A 16,661-nucleotide genomic window follows, 5' to 3' on the forward strand; every position below is an offset into this window, starting at 1 on the left:
CAAGTTTCCAGCTTAAAAAGAAGCTAGGATGCCCATATTAAATACCCTTTGCAAAGGGTAATTCAAGCCACTTCCAGCCATTTCCGGATCCCATAATTTAAAAGGAGACCACACCAGTAGGTTACTGCCATTAGCATATATGCGCAGCTGTTTGATATGAGCGCGCTTGAGAAGTCCCTTACTGCCATTTTGCGTAAAATTATAGTCAATCTCCGCCTGTTTTAGTCTGATAAAGGAACCATCACGCATAAACCACGTATTGTTGACGGAATTATTTCCAAGTCCAAAACTAGCATCAGCTGTGAGTCTCGGCCATAAGGCATATATATTACGGTTGCTTTCAGACCAATGATCGTCTACGTATGCTTGCAGTAGTTGTTTGTCACCTATAAAAGGTGCAGTTCCAAAGTTATCTGGAACTAAACCTGCGCCTGCATTTATCCAGAAGCTTTGACGTGCTGAGCCCTGAAAAAATAGCGACAGATGTGCGCCTTTGTACCCCAATGTAAACCCTGCACCATATAAAATCTCTGGCGTAGTAGGAAATCCTAAAGGAACCTGATCCCTTCCAGTGATGATACCATCTCCATTCACATCACGAAATTTAATATCACCCGCACCATAAGCACCAAAAGTCTGACGTGGTGAACTAGCTACATCAGCCTCATCGACAAACAAACGTTCAGCGATATAGCCAAACTCCTGCTTAAACGAATGACCAATTTTTGACCGGTAGGATTCGTCATAATCAGGTTCCTCAAATTTGGTATACTTACTTTTCGCTAATGTAAAATTGCCGAAAGCTGAAAGCGTAAAGTTTTCACCGATAAATTTATTGTTCATCGTGGCATTGATATCGATTCCTTTACTCACACCTTCGCCAATATTATCACGCGGAGTAGCCGCCAAACCCATGGTAGATGGTATATCTGTGCGGGTCTGTAGCATATTTGTTCTTCGGTTATGATACAGGTCTACATTGAAGATATAGTTGTTAAACAGACCGAGTTCCAATGCGATATTTTTTTGATAAGATTTCTCCCAGGTAATATTTTCATTCGCATAGCGCAATACGTCGATACCCAAAATGGATGGCTCATCTAAATTTGAGCCAAATCGATAGCTCTTACTATTACTGCGCATATCAATTTCCGATAAATAGAAGAAACGGTCAAATGCATCACCAATAGCGTCATAACCGATAATACCATAAGTACCACGCAACCTGAAGTTAGTAATGCTCTTTTTTAAGGGCGCAAAAAACTTTTCATTGGAAATTGTCCAGGCTGCACCGACAGAAGGGAAAAATCCATACCGTTTGGCTTTGGCAAAACGTTCTGATCCATTATAACCGAAATTAAACTCTGCAAAATAACGGCTGTCATAGGTGTAACTCATTTTTCCAGATATGCCCATATTACGGAAAGGCAGGGATGTCTGGATGGTAGCTGGACCACCATTCAGACGAATTCCTGTCTGCAATTTATCACGCATATTATAGACCAACAGGCCTGATAAATTATGTTTTTCGGCAATGGTTTTAGCGTAGGTTAACGTAGATTCCAAATACATAATCGAAAAAACCTCTGGTACACTTTCATTGAAATTTAAAAATTCTGTACCTGTTTTCGGATTGATCGCATTGATCGAGTACTTTCCAGTTTGCGCATTATAGGAACCTAAATCGTAATAGAATGGATTATAGGCCCTATCAATTGAAAAAGAAGATTGTCGTGAAGTATTTCCCATAACCCTAAATTTCAAACCGTCAATAATATTGGAAAAATCATGATTAAATTCGAGCATTGCTCCCATATTTGATCTATTTTTTTGCTGATACCCACGCATTAGATCAGCATAAGGATTATAGCTGGATGGAAGCTCATCTTTTATGGACAATCTTGTATTGCCAAACAGAATATGATTGAGATGGGCGGTCTTTTCATCCGGTTCAAAAAATGCGGGGAATAATGTCTGGTTACTGCGCATAATATTTCTATACATGCCTGCTCCTCCCGGGATGGGACCGGAATACTGCTCAAACTGACCATTCAACCGAATCAATAACGTAGACCGCTTAAAATTTAAAGTGATATTGGACAGCAAACTCACCATTCGATTTCGTGCATTACTGCTAAATGTGTTGCGTTCATCAGTTTTCAATAATCCATTATCCTGTGTAAATGCTCCCGAAACATAATAACGGGCTAATTGTCCACCACCACTCAGGTTGGCATTGACACGTTGGTTCATCGTTGAACGTTTCAGTAACTCTTCTCTCCAATTGGTCATGGGATAAACAAAGGGGTTCGCCCCAGGTTTACCGGTATTATCAATTTTATCGTACGAATAGACCAATTCCTGTAAAGGAGAACGGGTCAAAATAGCTTCATTATGAAGTTTCATATAAGTGATTGGGTCTGCCAATCTGATCTGCTTTGTTGGTTGAGATATTGTATTTTCAAGTCGGAGTGACACCGTCGCCGGTCCCTCATACCCCTTTTTTGTAGCAACAAGGATAACACCATTGGCCCCACGGGAACCGTATATCGCTGTCGCAGTGGCATCCTTCATTACTGAAAAACTCTCCAGATCATCAGTCTGAAGAATCGCGAGGTCATCGACACTACTTTCTATATTATCAATCAGTATCAATGGTTTATTCTGTGTTCCAAAAGTGGCGATACCACGGATATAAAAGTCGGCATCATCCAACCCCGGTTCACCACTTCGCTGGAAGCCAATAACACCAGCAATCCGTCCCTGTAATGCCTGCGTTAAATTACTCGACGGTACTTTTAATTCGCTGGGGCGAACAGTCGTGATAGCACCAATCATATCAGTACGCTTCCGTGTACTACCGAACCCTGTGACAACGACCTCATCAAGTTTTGCGTCGGGAGACTGCTTCATCACGACATTCAGCATGGTGCTGCCCTTGGTATCGATCTCTTGTTTACTATAACCGACCATTGAAAAAACCAAGATAGATTTACTATCCGACATCGTAATAATGTATTTACCATTTACATCGGTCGTGGTCGTCTTCGAACTTTCATTTTTGGTGGAGACAGTAACTCCTGGAAGAATATTCCCCGCACTATCCTGGACTGTTCCATAGACCTCTCTGGTCTGCGCAAAAGTTGTTACCGAGAGTAACATTAAACATAGACAGAGGTAAAGCCTTACATAAGGCCAACTGGCGTAGCTTCGTTGATTTCTTTTCTTCATTTGTTTTTTTAATTTAATAATTGGTTAAAATAACCAGCATCAATCCTACTCGATTAGACCTGGCCTACAGTTCACATAAAGGTTTTATAAAGATTAATGTATAAGACGGTTGAGTTGTCGAAATGTCCCTAAGAATTATTATTTAATAATGGCGAACGAAGATTCTAACGACAGATTAAGGTTTAAAAAACCCTTTAGTAAACTCGATCTGACCACTACTATGAAGAGCCGGGATAGCCATCTTCAACGATATTTCGGTCAGGACAGTTGGAAGCCGTCCCTGGGGTATGGTTTAGTTTTTCTCCCAACAGCGTATCATAAAAGAAACGTCAATTGATAGACTTCAAAATACTGATCTTCCTACCTTAATCGTTATAAATTATCCGAGTGATGTATAAAAATTACGTTCAAAAGTTTATTGCTGGTAATGGCTGTTGGAATGATCTACGCCTGCCGGTTCTGTTCATACTATTTGTTATAATGCGTTGTTTCATTTTATCTCACCAAAGGGAATGTTGATGACTGGAACCTGCGACTTATGATGGATATGACAAAGGATATTTTTGGAAAACTTTATGGAGATAAAGGCTATATCTCAAAGGCCATCGCAGACATCCTTCGGGGAAATGGAATACAGATGAAAACAAAGCCCCAGAAAAATATGAAAGGCATGATCCTAAGTCAGACTGATAAAATTATGCTCTGAAAAAGAGCGATAATAGAATTTGTGAACGACGAACTAAAAAATATATGCAAGATACAGCATACTAGACATCGATCAATAAACAACTTTTTATTGAATATTTTAGGAGCGTGAGACTGTAACCTGAACTGTGTCAACGGAATAATTCGATAAGATTATTTATATTCAATTATTCAAACGACATGGTCATGAAAGAAAAAGACCCATTTGACTTTGAACGCTTCAAGGCAGAAGCCATGCAAGGTCTTTACGAAGGTAAAAGTTTGTCTCCCAATGATGGCGTTCTGGCGCCGTTGATGAAGCATCTATTGGAATCGATGATGGATGGCGAACTGGAGAACCACCTGAACGAAGAAAAAGCTTCGGGCAATAGCAACCGGCGCAACGGCAAAACAAAAAAGACAGTCCGGGGTCTCCATACCGGAACTTTTGAGCTTGAAACAGGACGGGATAGGTCAGGAACGTTCGAACCGAAAGTGGTACCAAAAAGACAGTTAATCATTACCGAACAGCTTGAAGGCCATGTACTGAGCATGTATGCTAAAGGAATGAGCACACGGGCAATAAGTGAGTTTATCCGTGAAATGTACGCCATGGAGATCTCTGCCACGGAGATATCCCGGATTACCGAAAGTGTGCTTCCTGCTGTGAATGAATGGCGGAGCAGGCCATTGGAAGCGGTGTATCCTTTTGTCTTCCTGGACTGTATGCATTATAAAGTCCGTCAAAACGGTACCGTAGAATCAAGAGCTATTTATAACATACTGGGAGTGGGTATGGATGGTAAAAAAGAGCTGATCGGACTTTATAGTTCAGAAAATGAAGGGGCGAAGTTCTGGCTTTCGGTTCTTACTGACCTTAAGCAGCGTGGCGTGGAAGACATCCTTATTGCCTGTATTGATGGTCTAAAAGGATTCCCAGAAGCCATAGAAGCTATTTTTCCGAAAACAAAGATCCAACTGTGCATTGTCCACCAGATCAGAACAAGCATGCGGTACGTAACCGAGAAAGATAAAAAGCTTGTAATGGATGATCTAAAGCCGGTCTATAAAGCCGTAAACGAAGAAATGGGGTATGAAAACCTCCTATCTTTCGAAGAAAAATGGGGCAAGAAATACCCTCTTGCCGCCAAATCCTGGATCGATAACTGGACTAATCTTTCCACTTTCTTTGAGTACGAAGAACAGGTTCGCAAGATTGTATACACCACAAATCCGATTGAGGGAATACACCGTCAGATACGAAAGATTACTAAGTCCAAGGGAGCGTTTAGCTCTGAACAGGCTTTATTGAAGCTGATGTATCTGATTATTAGGGATATTTCTAAAAAATGGACGATGCCAATACATAACTGGGGCTTGACTATATCCCAACTATATATTAGATTTGGGGATAGACTCAAACTCGAAAGAGGTTTTTAAGTTTTTAATCCAATGACACAGTTGGTGTTACACTCCCAGGAGCGTTGGCCGCATATACGTTTTTTCCTAAAAAAACATCATTAAATATTCAGTTTGAACAGCAAGAAAAGCAATTATCCCTTACTGCTTAAACCGAACTCACATTAAAATAATATTTTCTTGCTTTTAAAGGATTGATTTCAAGCTCCATCGTTGGTTCGCTGTGGGTCGTCCGATCAAAATTCAGGATAGCTTTTTTGTTTGCTATTTCATTTTAAATTAAGATGTTTAAAAAACTGAATAAATCCAAGATGAAATTTCCCAAGATATTTTCTAGTTATAAGGTGCCGAAAATTTACCGTCTGTAACAACAACATAAGCAGAGCCGTTTTGTAGACGTCCGGAAAATGTGCCTTTCACTCCCCATTTTGTTAGACTGGTAATAGTTAAAGTGAAATTGGTTCCATCGCTTCTGCCGCCCGAATAAACCGTAGTACCTGTATGTTTGCCTCCATTCCAATTCTGGATATAATAATCTGCGTCAAGTTCTAACGTGTTAGTACCTGCTACGGAATAGGTGGTTTCTTTTACACCTTCTTTTTCCGGTATTAAAAGACTAATACCAAATCCTATATTCATATCCTCCTTTTCCCACCCACCAATAACCACGAAATGTTCAACTTCGGTCGCGGGTTTATCGTTCGCATTGACTGCATAATTAAACTTGCGCAGCTCTCCATTTATTTTGCAGGTTAGAAAGCTTTCATCATGAATGGTATCGGTGTTCGGATCCTCCATTTTGTCACATCCTAAAAGAGTAGTTACAAAACTTAATAACATAAGAAAAATAAGAGATTTGAATGTTTTCATTTTTATTGGTTTTAAATTTTAAAACTTAGATTCGAATACCACACCCATTCTTACAAGAACAGTTTCATGAAAGAAAAACAAAGAAAGATTCCTAATTTTTCTTATTCTTAATTTCTAAACTAATCTTCCCATCTTCAATTTCTGTAACGTTATCTTCTGTAAAATCTTTAGAGTTTTTCAGAAATTCTTTCAACAGGTCCTCCGTACTACCCTGATGTATTACAATAATGGAAGAGGCCTTCGCATTTAATTTCGCAGTAGCTTTCTTTACTTTCGAGGAAGCCTCTAGAGATCCCTGTATTTTTTTAAGCTGCGCAAAGGTAACACTGCTGCCGCTGACGCTTACCGTGGTTTTATTGCCTGATATCTTATTGTTTTCTGTATCGCTCTCTGAAGCCGATTTCTTTTTAAAGAGCTTACCTAGTTTACCCACTAACTTTCCTGCTTTGTCACCTTTGGCTGCCGCATTATCTGCTGTATTTGATGCTCTGTCTACTCTATCTGCCGCCTTGTCTATTTTATCTAAAATACCTTGTGCACTTACTGTAGTGATGCCAAATAATAAAGAGGCGAAACAAATGATTACTGTTTTTTTCATCGATTTTAGTATTTAATTAACTGATACTTAAGTTTGAGAGTACCCGGTTACTTTACCGCGTCCAATATAAGCCCCTTTCTATGGCTATATATCAAAATTAGACATAAGAATAAGCTATTTTATAGCTGTAAATAGCTATTTTTATATCTAGCTGAAAACAGCTGTTTTCTCTTTTTATTTTAACTTATATTTGAGAATAAAGTAGAAAAAGATTGTATTAAAAATATTAATTACAAAGCTCCAACTATGATTAATTCTATACAATAGTTTCAAATGTTATGAAGAGAATCTGTCTAATTGCTTTATTGTTATTACCCATTCTAAATAAGGCACAATTAATACCTCCAAATAGCCGAAAATTTGTTGACAGTCTAAATGCTATAATTGACAAACGAAATAAACAGTCCGATAGCGTTAAGATAATAGCCTACTTTGCTTTATCAAGATACTGGGGTAAAGAAAAAGATACTGTAAAGGCTAGGTACTTTCTAATACAGGGAAAAAAAATGAGTAAAAGCTCCCATTATTTGTATGCCACTTACCTATATTCTATGGGCATGAATTCGATGTACATAAACAATAAGATAAATGCAAAAAAATACCTCTTAAAGGCAGATAGTGTATTTGCGTATGGTAAAACTAAAGATTATTACATAGCGCGGGCCAAGTTGTGGAACAATTATTCTATTTTATTGTCTACAGAAAATAAACATAACCAAGCTATAGATATTTTATTAAATAAAGTAGTTCCATTAGCAACATTGTCTGGAAATCTGCCAATGGTGGGGACAGCTTATGCGAATGTCGCCAATTTGTTAAGTGGCTTAAGCCAAAATGAAAAAGCTTCGGTTTATTTTGAGAAAAGCATAGACGTATTGGAAAACATAAAGATAGACACGATGGTTTTAGCAAATGCTTATAATAATAGCGCAAGAAATAGTATGGTGCTAAATAGATTTGAGGAAACCAAAATATTGCTCAATAAAGCCAGATCGCTTTTAAAAGCCCGTACCAATACATCGTCCTTTGTTTATTACTGTGGATTCGAAAGTTATTATTGGTTAAAGCTAAAACAATTCGATAAGTCTCTTATTGTGTTAAATAAAGGCTTAGAAATGGCGAAAAAATTAAACCTGGGCCTGGCAAAAAATAATCTCTTAAATCAGAAATACAACATTCTTAACGAACAAGAAAATCATGATGCCGCACGAGATATTATTATGGAAATCATAAAGGGCGATAGTAACACGTATATAGAAGCTAAAACACTTCATTATAAGCAAGCTTATGAAACCTATAGCAAACTTAAAAACTTACCTGAAGCTTATAAATGGCTTGAAAAATATACTCTTTTAAGAGATAGTGCAAACAATATTAGATTAAAAGAGGAAGTAAATAAGGTGGAAATAAAATTCAGAAGTGCTGAAAATAACAGGCAAATTAACGAATTAAAGATCGCTAATGAAAAATCCCGTTTAGCAACCAAAAATAGTTACTTGCTTAACTGGCTACTGGGTTCAATAAGTTTTCTAACGCTATCTCTACTTATTTTTGGCATCTATTATTATCGTAACCAAAAAAAGAACATCTCACAGAAAGCACAAATTCAATTCGTCCAGTTTATGTTGGAGGGCCAGGAAAAGGAACGCAATCGGATAGCCAGAGATTTACACGATGGTTTGGGAAATATGCTTACTGTGGTGAAATTAAATTTGAGGCAATTTGCTAAAGAAAATCCAACGCTAGAACTCAATGAGATTATAGATCAGCTAGGGTATTCGATAAACGAACTTAGACGGATTGCACACGATATGATGCCAGAAATGTTAATGACTCTCGGTTTAGAAGCAGCTTTGAGTGATTTGTGCGAATCACTAGCATCTGATGATTTTGAAGTACATTATCAATTCACGGGTTTAGAAAATACTACTCCTCAACAAATACAAATCACGATTTATCGCATTGTACAAGAGCTGCTTACCAACGTTGTAAAACATGCCAATGCTAAAAATGTGCTCTTGCAATGTACTTATAACAAACCAATCTTTTCTATTAATCTGGAGGATGATGGAAAAGGATTTGACATCAATTTTTTACACGAAAAACAAGGAATTGGCTTAAACAACATTAGGAGTCGTATAGCATATTTAAATGGAAAAATAGAAGTTAGATCAAAAATAAATCAACCTGGTACCTTAATAAATATAGAATTACATGTTAGATCATAAACCAACATTAATCATTGTCGATGACCATCCTATTGTTTTAGAAGGATTAGTTAAAATATTTACCAAAAATACTGAATTTGAAGTTATAGCAAACTTTACTCGAGGAAATGATTTGCTGTCGTTTTTAAGAGGGAAATCTGTAGATGTGGCTTTAATCGATATTATTTTACCAGATATCAATGGAATGGCTTTATGTAAGGAAATAAAAAAAATAGCGCCCTATACTATCGTAATCGGCTTAAGCAATCATCAAGCGCGAAGTGCTGTTACTAAAATGTTAAAAAATGGAGCAAATGGCTACATCCTTAAAGATGCATCAATTGAGGAAATTACGAACTGTGTGAGAGAAGCTTTAAAAGGTAAAATTGTTTTCAGCAGTGGAATTGCAGAAGTAATGTCTAAACCACAAGTAAGAACACAATGGACTTTTGTCAAACTAACACCAAGAGAGAATGAAATTTTAAAATTAGTTGCACAGGGTTTCACCTCTTTAAAAATAGCAGAAATTCTTTTTCTAAGTCGATTCACAGTAGAAAATCACAGGAAAAACCTACTACAAAAATTTCAGGCAAAAAATATTGCTGAATTGATAAGTAACGCTACGCAACAAGGGCTACTTTGAAGTAATCAGGATATAATAAGATCAACAGACCTCGGGTCAACAGTTCGCTTAAATAGATCATATTTCTTCGGGACAATTTGTGTATTAGATCGTCATATAAAATATATACAGGTAAGCGATTTCAAACAAATGACATTATTTCATTTTAACATAACAAAAACGCTCATACTAACTTTTTTTATAGTAGGAGTAATCCACCAACAAACTATGGCTCAGATTTTCTCGCAACGGCGCATTATAAAAGAAACATCAAATGATAGTCTGAATGCCTGGGCTAAGAGCCGCAATCCTGCTGACAAGAAGAAGTTGGAACAGGAGGTATCCACATTGAGCCAAAGCAAAGATGAGATCGAGCTCACTTATGCCGCATGGGGCTATGGAATTCTCGGACAGCCAGATAAAGCGCAGGAATTGAATAGTTTTATACTGAAGCAATTCCCCAATGGGGTTACAGCACTAACAATGGAGTATCTAAAAATATTTGATGATCCGCAAGCATCCGCCGAAACTTTAGAAGATGCTTATCAACACTGGTTAACCAGATTTCCGGAAGATAGCTTTCCAGAAAAATATCGGGGTTATCATCGTAAAGCTCCGATGGCTATCGCATTGCAGTATGCCAAAGAAGGAAATATGGAAAAAGTAAACAGCTATTTAACCAATCAAAACGTTAAGAAAAAAGACTCCTATAATATACGACTAGCTTCTGCGAAGGAATTTATGGTTCAAAATAAACCTGAAATTGCCATCCTATTGTTACAGGAGCTTTATCTAAATCTAAAGTCCTTATACAATAAGAAGAACACAACAAAAGAGGATTCTTATTTCTTAGGATATTTTCCTGAAACCGCAAGTTTACTCGGCCAAGCATTGTTAGCGAATGGTCAAATCGATGCTGCACTGCAACCCCTTCAAGATTTCGATTCGATTTATCCTGACGAAACTAATACGATTGCATTGGCACGGGCATGGATGCAAAAAGAAAAAAATCAGGAAGCTTTCGACAAATTACACAACTACATCATGGAAAATGGTGCAAACAGGAATATCTTGAACGTACTCGAGCCCATCTATATGCGGTTGAATGATAAAGCTACTTTTCAAACCTATATCGATAAATATATAAACCCTCAACTGGCTCAAAAAAAAGCTGAACTCGAGAAAAAATATCGTGCTGAAATGATAAATAAAACAGCACCTGCTTTCTCTTTACAGGATCGAAAAGGCAATATCGTATCACTTGCAGATCTAGCCGGTAAAGTAGTAGTCCTAGACTTCTGGGCGACTTGGTGTGTACCATGTGTAGGCTCATTTCCGGGTATGCAGGCCACAGTCGATCAATATAAAGACGATAATGAGGTGCAATTCTTATTTATAAATTGTTTTGAGCAAGAGGAAAATCATAAGGAACAAGTGATTCAATTTATGCTGGATAAAAAATACAATTTTGAAGTGCTTTTTGACAAAAGGGAAGGTGAAGCAACATCAACAGCTGAGTTATATAATGTACAGGATATTCCGACAAAAATTGTTATTGACAAGGCTGGATTAATTCGCTTTAAATATACAGGTGGCAACTTTAATGCGGAAGAAAGCCTAATGGAAATGGAAACAATGATTGAACTGGCAAAACAATAGTATTACCGTTAAGGATATACAATCTTGATTTCCCCGTCTTACACTATAAATTATCCGAGTGATGTATGAAAATTGCGTTCAAAAGTTTATTGCTGGTAATGCTAGTTGGAATGATCTACGCCTGCCTCAGAGAAAAAAAAATTGAGCAGCCTTCACCAGTGAGCAAGGAGGTCGAGCAGCTGTCCAAATGGTACAACAGGCAGGTAATACACAACGAGAATCCATCAGCTTTTGCTCTAAGAAACAAAGCTGATTGGGAAGGTACTGTGATTGAGAAAAAAGGGGATTCCACGTTATTCACGACGCTCCTATGGAAAGATGATCAAACGGTACGGGAACTTCAGGTAACCTATTATAAAAACATTTACACTGGACTTGTCCGACAGTATGGATATATACAAAAAGATTCCACTGCTGTGACGACTTTTTCAATCAATGGTAAAACGCTTGACATTGGGTATTTTGATGCAACAAATACCTACATACGGAATGTCGTAACAGGCAAATTTAAGGGTCTCCCAACAGTCGAGAGTTATCCTCCCAGAACAGGAATCAAAGGTCATACGCTTACCGACATTCCACCAAGAGGCACTTATTTCCCGGAAACTGGAAGCAGTGTCTCCGACGCCTATTTTTCTGAAGACGAATTCAATGGCATACTGGAAAATTTGAAAAACGGACTCAACGCTGAACCTATAGAATTTTATTTGCTTGTAAGCAATAAAAATAATAAAATACTTCATGCTTCTACATATACTGTAGACGCCAAGGGTATACTGGTTGGTGATTACAGATTAACACTACACTATGATTCCAATGGGCTAGCCAAGTTCTATACAGCCTCCAGAAATTCAATTTTAGGGATAGAATATATTATCCGCGCAGATGCGCTCAGCAAATTTCGGCATAATTATAGATTATATAAGCGTCTTGCAAATGTATTTTATAGCCAAGATGTATTCTAGATACAGATACCACAGAAAAGATGCTAATTCATAAAGCTAAAATCATATTAATACATTTTCTACTGAGATCATATCATATTCATTCCTTTATTCCTCTAATGAATACTATGGTCTGATAAAAACAAATGACGCTCTATTCTTGCTTTTTTTTCCTCACGCTATATTGATTGTAATAACTCAACGTGCTATAGTCCACTAAACTCATAAAGGAGTAAGTGAGCGGATAATCGAAAATATTCTCCGTCTGATCCATATACCGCCGCAAGTCCTTAAGCCCTGTTTCTATCGCTTTAGCCCCCGCTGGATACTGGATAAAACTTTCCTTCCCTCCGCCCCGACAGTAAATCAGTAGCTTGCTACAGTCGAGTACTTTGATATCCTGATCATCCAAAAGATTATTATCCAGTACTTTATTGATCGTGTTTCTTAAACTTATTCCTGTTGAATCACTCTCCCCCATAAGGATCATCCGGCTGCCGTAGGTAACTGAAGCCAATACATAAGGTGAATAACCTGCATTTATTAAATTGGCAACTTCTGTTTCGGGATATGCATCAAGATATTCTGTATGGTCTATGAAAAGATTTAATTTATTGACGTTATTAACAAGCAACATGCTATTCGGTTTCTGAATAGTTGTCGAGTCCGCATGCTTCACCAGCGATAGCATTGCTTTTACATCGCCTGAATTACCGAGGTACCCTTGGACTTCAGCATAGTCCTCAAATGTACTCATTGCATAATTGATACTGCTCGCCTGTTTCGATTTATTGAACTTGTTGGCATAAGCCAAAATATTGCTGTAACTGGGTTCAAAAAAACCCATATCTACGGAAAGATCATTATACGATAAGATATGAAAATTCACCTTTTTTGCCTGTGAAGCCATACTTTCCAATTGTGGGCCTCCAACTGTATCCTTGAGATCCCAAATACTCCCCAGAAAGACCTGCTCATCTATAGCATCGTCAGCAAAAAGTTCGTTTACCTGAAACTGTATTTTATGCAGTTCATACTTATCTTTTGGTGTATCAGGTTCTTTTTTACTTGTATCAGCGGGAGCCGGAACTGGCGGCTCTGTTTTCTTGACGATCGGATCCTTTGTACAACTGAACCAAATCAGCGAGCTAAAAAGCAGTATATGATATCTAATATGCATAAGGTTTATTTTTGAATTCATGGATTAACCAAAAAAACTGGAGGAACTTACGTCCCTCACAGCTAATTATCCTAATAATATTATGCAACATCCAGGTCCATTACATCTGAATGCTTATTATCAAAGACGGACAAGTAGCCTAATTGTCCCGAAAAAAATAAAAAAATATTTTAGGCTAATACATCCCCTATCTTTTCCATATGCCAATCCGTAAATGTATTAAGAGGTCGAAAAATCAGCCACAACAAAATTAAAGTTAGGGCTTAAGCACTATTTTTCCTATTTTCTCTCCTTTTTTCATTTTCTCCAAGGTCTCTGTAAGTTTCTCTTTATCCTCTGGGTCTGCCTTGGCGATAGCCCGCTCCTTCCATTGGATCCCCCCGTCTTTATCTCCGGATCTATAAAGCAAATTCGCATAGGTATTTAAATAGATCGGATTCTCGCCTTCTTCCAACGATTTTTTACTCCAAGCCAACGCCTCATTTAATGCAAACAGGGTCATCGCATCCCGCATAAATATACATGGCAAGGAAATCCAACATTTTTGGCTGTAGTACTTCCGCAATATTCGCCGATATGGCTTTATTGACGACAGCGGTATAAGCGGTCCAGTTCTCTCGCTCTACATAATATTTAACCTTTGTGAATAGCATGGCTTCAGTCATATTGACAGCAGGATAATCTTTTTTCGCAGCTTGCTCCAAAGCCATAAAATCAACATTGTCACCTGGCTTATCCATCTTTGGTAAAACGTATTCCCGGAGCAAAATATGGCCAAGGATGCCATCCGCAGTGCCGGGCTTGGTCAGCTGGTCGATCTGCTCCCTATTGTCATAGATCAGTTTAAAATTGGGCGATTGACTAGCATTAGTCGTTTTCAGTAGCAAGTCAATATTCTGTTTTGTAAAAAGTGGTGCCACCCCCGCAACATCGATATAGGCTTGAATCCCTTTCCGTGCCAGATTTTGGTCATAGTTGTCAATTCCCATGCGCATAACTTGTTTTGCCAAGGTTGTATCTTTGGGATTGGCCTCGAACTTATTGATCAAATGAGCTTGTTGGGTCGCAGGATCAAGCCCCATTTTCGTCTGCTCGATAAAACGGTTACTATCTTCCTCGCCACCAATTATCCGATGAACAAGTTCACCCTGGGGATTAAAAATCAAAAATGTAGGATATGCCGCCACACTATATTCGGACTCAAAACGTTTAGCCTCCGCATACCAGGATTTCACCTCCTCGTTATCGGATGCCGTTTGATCCATTTGCAGCTTCAAATTTACAAAATTAGCGTTGAAGAACGCGCCAACTTGCTCCTGTGGAAAAATCTTCTCAGTCATAAATTTACAGGGGGCACACCAGGTCGTAAAGCAGTCGACAAAGATGTATTTATTTAATGTCTTTGCTTTGGCCTTCACTTTTTCCCAACTGGTACCATGTTCAAAGATCACTCCTTTTTCTTGTGTCATGGCCAGACAAGGAATCATGAACACAAATAGCAATAATTTTTTCATATATTTCAGTTTATATTTTTCCTGCACTTCCAATATATCCGGATGCAAGTGCCTATCATAGTGAAGACGGGCGAAAACTTGTTTTGTCCCTAAAAAATAAAATGTAGTTCGCAGACAGCGAGTCGTCAAAAGCTCACAGAAATATATAAGTAGATACTGCACCATTTCTATAGCAAAAAATAGGACTATCCAACTCTTCTGGACAGTCCCTGTGACTCAAAAATAAGATGTTTGTTTGATCAATTTGTTTTTAGCTCTTTTGATTGTTAAGGGTTAAGTTTTTCCCAATCTTTCTTTTCCATCTTCTCCGGATATCCCCAGCCCGCTTGGTCAATATGGCCAAAGTCTCCCAAGCTTCCCATCTCTTCCTTTAAATCCAACCTTAATTTTTTGATAATTGCTGAACAACATCCTGTTTGTGCGAGATCATGTAACTCATTGGGATCATCTTTCAAGTTAAATAGCTGAACAGTTTCTTTCCCTTTAACATTATACAAGATCATTTTATAGCCATTCCGAACAATCGCCCGTTGAATATTGGAATAGGCAAAAAAAGCCTGGTCTCTTCCTTCGAAGCGCTTGAGCTTATTAAATGCCTCATGGATGGACGTTCCCTCAACAGTACTTGGTATAGATAGTTGTGCCATCGTGCATAAGGTAGGATATATATCGTTTAAGTAAACGATGCCATCACTTTTTCTATCCTGAGGAATACCGGGTCCGGCGAATACCAAAGGAACTCGTATCGCACTTTCATAGGGATTTTGCTTTCCCAATAAACCGTGATCGCCAACTGCTAAACCATTATCAGATGCCAATATGATAATCGTATTGTCGTATCGTCCTGTGCGCTTCAGTTCTGTTATAATGCGTCCAATTTGATAGTCTACCTCACTGACCATGCCATAATACTTCGCCAGCTCGCTCTTAACAGCCACTTCCGTTCTCGGGAAAGGCAGAAGCATCTCATCTCTGATATACAATTCCCCATTGTCGAAGGGATGTTTGGCAGCAAATGAAACCGGCAGAGAGACGTCTTTCATGTCATAACGGTGCCCATATTCCTCTGGCGGTGTCCGCGGATCGTGGGGTGAAGTAAAAGCGACATACATTAAAAAGGGCTTTTCAGACAACTGGCTCCCCTTTAAAAAGTCAATCGCAGCGTTTGCAAAATTATAAGAAGTAAAACCCTCTCCCTCGAACGGTTGATTATATACTCCTGTACTATCATAGTGGTGCAAGGTAGGATTATACTGATCATGCTTTTTGGCGACCATTCCACCAAAAAAAATATTGTCACCTTTAGCAAATGAGCGGTTGAAAGATTGCTTATCCTGATGCCATTTACCAGTTGCAAAAGTCTGGTAACCATTTTCCCGAAATAGTTCCGGAAATGTTTTATCTGTCTCTGGAATATATTTTCCATCTGAGCGAAGGCGGAAAAGACTGCGACTGCTCATCAGCATTGCACGGCTTGGACAGCATATTGCCCCGCTCATTCCCCCCATGATATGGGCCTGAACAAAAGCAGTCCCTTGATGAACCAACTGGTCCATATTGGGCGTAAAAACTTCATTGTTGCCCAAGGCCCGGATCGTATTATATCGCTGATCATCCGTGAGGAGAATCAATATGTTCGGTCTAGCTTGTCCCTGTACCCGCATACATAAGGCAATTAGGCATAGACCAACGCAGGATAAAATTTTAAAATTTTTCATGTCTATATTTTTAAA

Annotated in this window: 12 protein-coding genes and 1 pseudogene; 6 read left to right on the forward strand and 7 right to left on the reverse strand. The window is 38.4% G+C overall.

The window, feature by feature from the left end; genetic code table 11:
- Positions 1-12 precede the first annotated feature (12 nt).
- Positions 13-3,231: a SusC/RagA family TonB-linked outer membrane protein gene (locus tag BWD42_RS07080; protein WP_217700018.1), complete on the reverse strand. Its 3,219-nt coding sequence runs from the start codon at positions 3,229-3,231 to the stop codon at positions 13-15.
- Positions 3,232-3,727: 496 nt separating this feature from the next.
- Between BWD42_RS07080 and BWD42_RS07085 the strand changes: the two are divergent.
- Both BWD42_RS07085 and BWD42_RS07090 read left to right on the forward strand, forming a co-directional pair.
- Positions 3,728-4,048 (forward strand): annotated as a pseudogene (locus tag BWD42_RS07085) (transposase); the annotation flags it as partial.
- 74 nt (positions 4,049-4,122) lie between these two features.
- On the forward strand, positions 4,123-5,355 hold the full coding sequence (locus BWD42_RS07090) for an IS256 family transposase (protein ID WP_077435873.1): 1,233 nt from the start codon (positions 4,123-4,125) through the stop codon (positions 5,353-5,355).
- Positions 5,356-5,667: 312 nt separating this feature from the next.
- Here BWD42_RS07090 and BWD42_RS07095 read toward each other — a convergent pair whose 3' ends face one another.
- Together BWD42_RS07095 and BWD42_RS07100 are read right to left on the reverse strand one after the other, a co-directional pair.
- Positions 5,668-6,132, reverse strand: coding sequence for a hypothetical protein (locus tag BWD42_RS07095; RefSeq protein WP_254846190.1), 465 nt, complete (start codon positions 6,130-6,132; stop codon positions 5,668-5,670).
- 163 nt (positions 6,133-6,295) lie between these two features.
- On the reverse strand, positions 6,296-6,802 hold the full coding sequence (locus BWD42_RS07100; protein WP_077434488.1) for a hypothetical protein: 507 nt from the start codon (positions 6,800-6,802) through the stop codon (positions 6,296-6,298).
- Between the two features lie 278 nt (positions 6,803-7,080).
- Here BWD42_RS07100 and BWD42_RS07105 point away from each other — a divergent pair, with 278 nt between their 5' ends.
- The 4 genes from BWD42_RS07105 to BWD42_RS07120 all read left to right on the forward strand — a co-directional run bounded on the left by BWD42_RS07105 (position 7,081) and on the right by BWD42_RS07120 (position 12,255).
- Entirely contained in the window at positions 7,081-9,030 is a 1,950-nt protein-coding gene (locus BWD42_RS07105; RefSeq protein WP_077434490.1) for a histidine kinase, read from the forward strand.
- On the forward strand, positions 9,017-9,652 hold the full coding sequence (locus BWD42_RS07110; protein ID WP_077434492.1) for a response regulator transcription factor: 636 nt from the start codon (positions 9,017-9,019) through the stop codon (positions 9,650-9,652). The genes BWD42_RS07105 and BWD42_RS07110 overlap by 14 nt, the downstream gene beginning before the upstream one ends.
- A gap of 207 nt (positions 9,653-9,859) precedes the next feature.
- Positions 9,860-11,290, forward strand: coding sequence for a TlpA family protein disulfide reductase (locus BWD42_RS07115; protein WP_175991985.1), 1,431 nt, complete (start codon positions 9,860-9,862; stop codon positions 11,288-11,290).
- 65 nt (positions 11,291-11,355) lie between these two features.
- Positions 11,356-12,255, forward strand: coding sequence for a hypothetical protein (locus BWD42_RS07120; protein WP_077434496.1), 900 nt, complete (start codon positions 11,356-11,358; stop codon positions 12,253-12,255).
- Positions 12,256-12,388: 133 nt separating this feature from the next.
- On the opposite strand, the gene BWD42_RS07125 is transcribed toward BWD42_RS07120, so the two are convergent.
- The 4 genes from BWD42_RS07125 to BWD42_RS07140 form a co-directional block, all read right to left on the reverse strand.
- On the reverse strand, positions 12,389-13,414 hold the full coding sequence (locus tag BWD42_RS07125; protein ID WP_139351044.1) for a hypothetical protein: 1,026 nt from the start codon (positions 13,412-13,414) through the stop codon (positions 12,389-12,391).
- A gap of 256 nt (positions 13,415-13,670) precedes the next feature.
- A complete protein-coding gene (locus BWD42_RS07130) occupies positions 13,671-13,916 on the reverse strand; it encodes a hypothetical protein (protein ID WP_077434500.1) in 246 nt (81 codons plus the stop codon).
- Positions 13,894-14,928, reverse strand: coding sequence for a thioredoxin family protein (locus BWD42_RS07135; protein WP_175991986.1), 1,035 nt, complete (start codon positions 14,926-14,928; stop codon positions 13,894-13,896). The genes BWD42_RS07130 and BWD42_RS07135 overlap by 23 nt, the downstream gene beginning before the upstream one ends.
- 266 nt (positions 14,929-15,194) lie before the next feature.
- Positions 15,195-16,646, reverse strand: a complete 1,452-nt coding sequence (locus BWD42_RS07140; RefSeq protein WP_077434504.1) for a sulfatase-like hydrolase/transferase — start codon at positions 16,644-16,646, stop codon at positions 15,195-15,197.
- Between the last annotated feature and the right edge of the window lie 15 nt (positions 16,647-16,661).

The organism is Sphingobacterium sp. CZ-UAM (genome assembly GCF_002000245.1).
Classification (GTDB): domain Bacteria; phylum Bacteroidota; class Bacteroidia; order Sphingobacteriales; family Sphingobacteriaceae; genus Sphingobacterium.

Excerpts from the sequence above, each read along its gene's own strand:
- BWD42_RS07090 (WP_077435873.1), top strand. The coding sequence starts at position 4,123 with ATGAAAGAAAAAGACCCATTTGACTTTGAACGCTTCAAGGCAGAAGCC.
- BWD42_RS07125 (WP_139351044.1), bottom strand. The coding sequence starts at position 13,414 with ATGCATATTAGATATCATATACTGCTTTTTAGCTCGCTGATTTGGTTC.
- BWD42_RS07140 (WP_077434504.1), bottom strand. The coding sequence starts at position 16,646 with ATGAAAAATTTTAAAATTTTATCCTGCGTTGGTCTATGCCTAATTGCC.
- BWD42_RS07080 (WP_217700018.1), bottom strand. The coding sequence starts at position 3,231 with ATGAAGAAAAGAAATCAACGAAGCTACGCCAGTTGGCCTTATGTAAGG.
- BWD42_RS07110 (WP_077434492.1), top strand. The coding sequence starts at position 9,017 with ATGTTAGATCATAAACCAACATTAATCATTGTCGATGACCATCCTATT.
- BWD42_RS07120 (WP_077434496.1), top strand. The coding sequence starts at position 11,356 with ATGAAAATTGCGTTCAAAAGTTTATTGCTGGTAATGCTAGTTGGAATG.
- BWD42_RS07135 (WP_175991986.1), bottom strand. The coding sequence starts at position 14,928 with ATGAAAAAATTATTGCTATTTGTGTTCATGATTCCTTGTCTGGCCATG.
- BWD42_RS07095 (WP_254846190.1), bottom strand. The coding sequence starts at position 6,132 with ATGGAGGATCCGAACACCGATACCATTCATGATGAAAGCTTTCTAACC.
- BWD42_RS07115 (WP_175991985.1), top strand. The coding sequence starts at position 9,860 with ATGGCTCAGATTTTCTCGCAACGGCGCATTATAAAAGAAACATCAAAT.
- BWD42_RS07130 (WP_077434500.1), bottom strand. The coding sequence starts at position 13,916 with ATGACCCTGTTTGCATTAAATGAGGCGTTGGCTTGGAGTAAAAAATCG.
- BWD42_RS07100 (WP_077434488.1), bottom strand. The coding sequence starts at position 6,802 with ATGAAAAAAACAGTAATCATTTGTTTCGCCTCTTTATTATTTGGCATC.
- BWD42_RS07105 (WP_077434490.1), top strand. The coding sequence starts at position 7,081 with ATGAAGAGAATCTGTCTAATTGCTTTATTGTTATTACCCATTCTAAAT.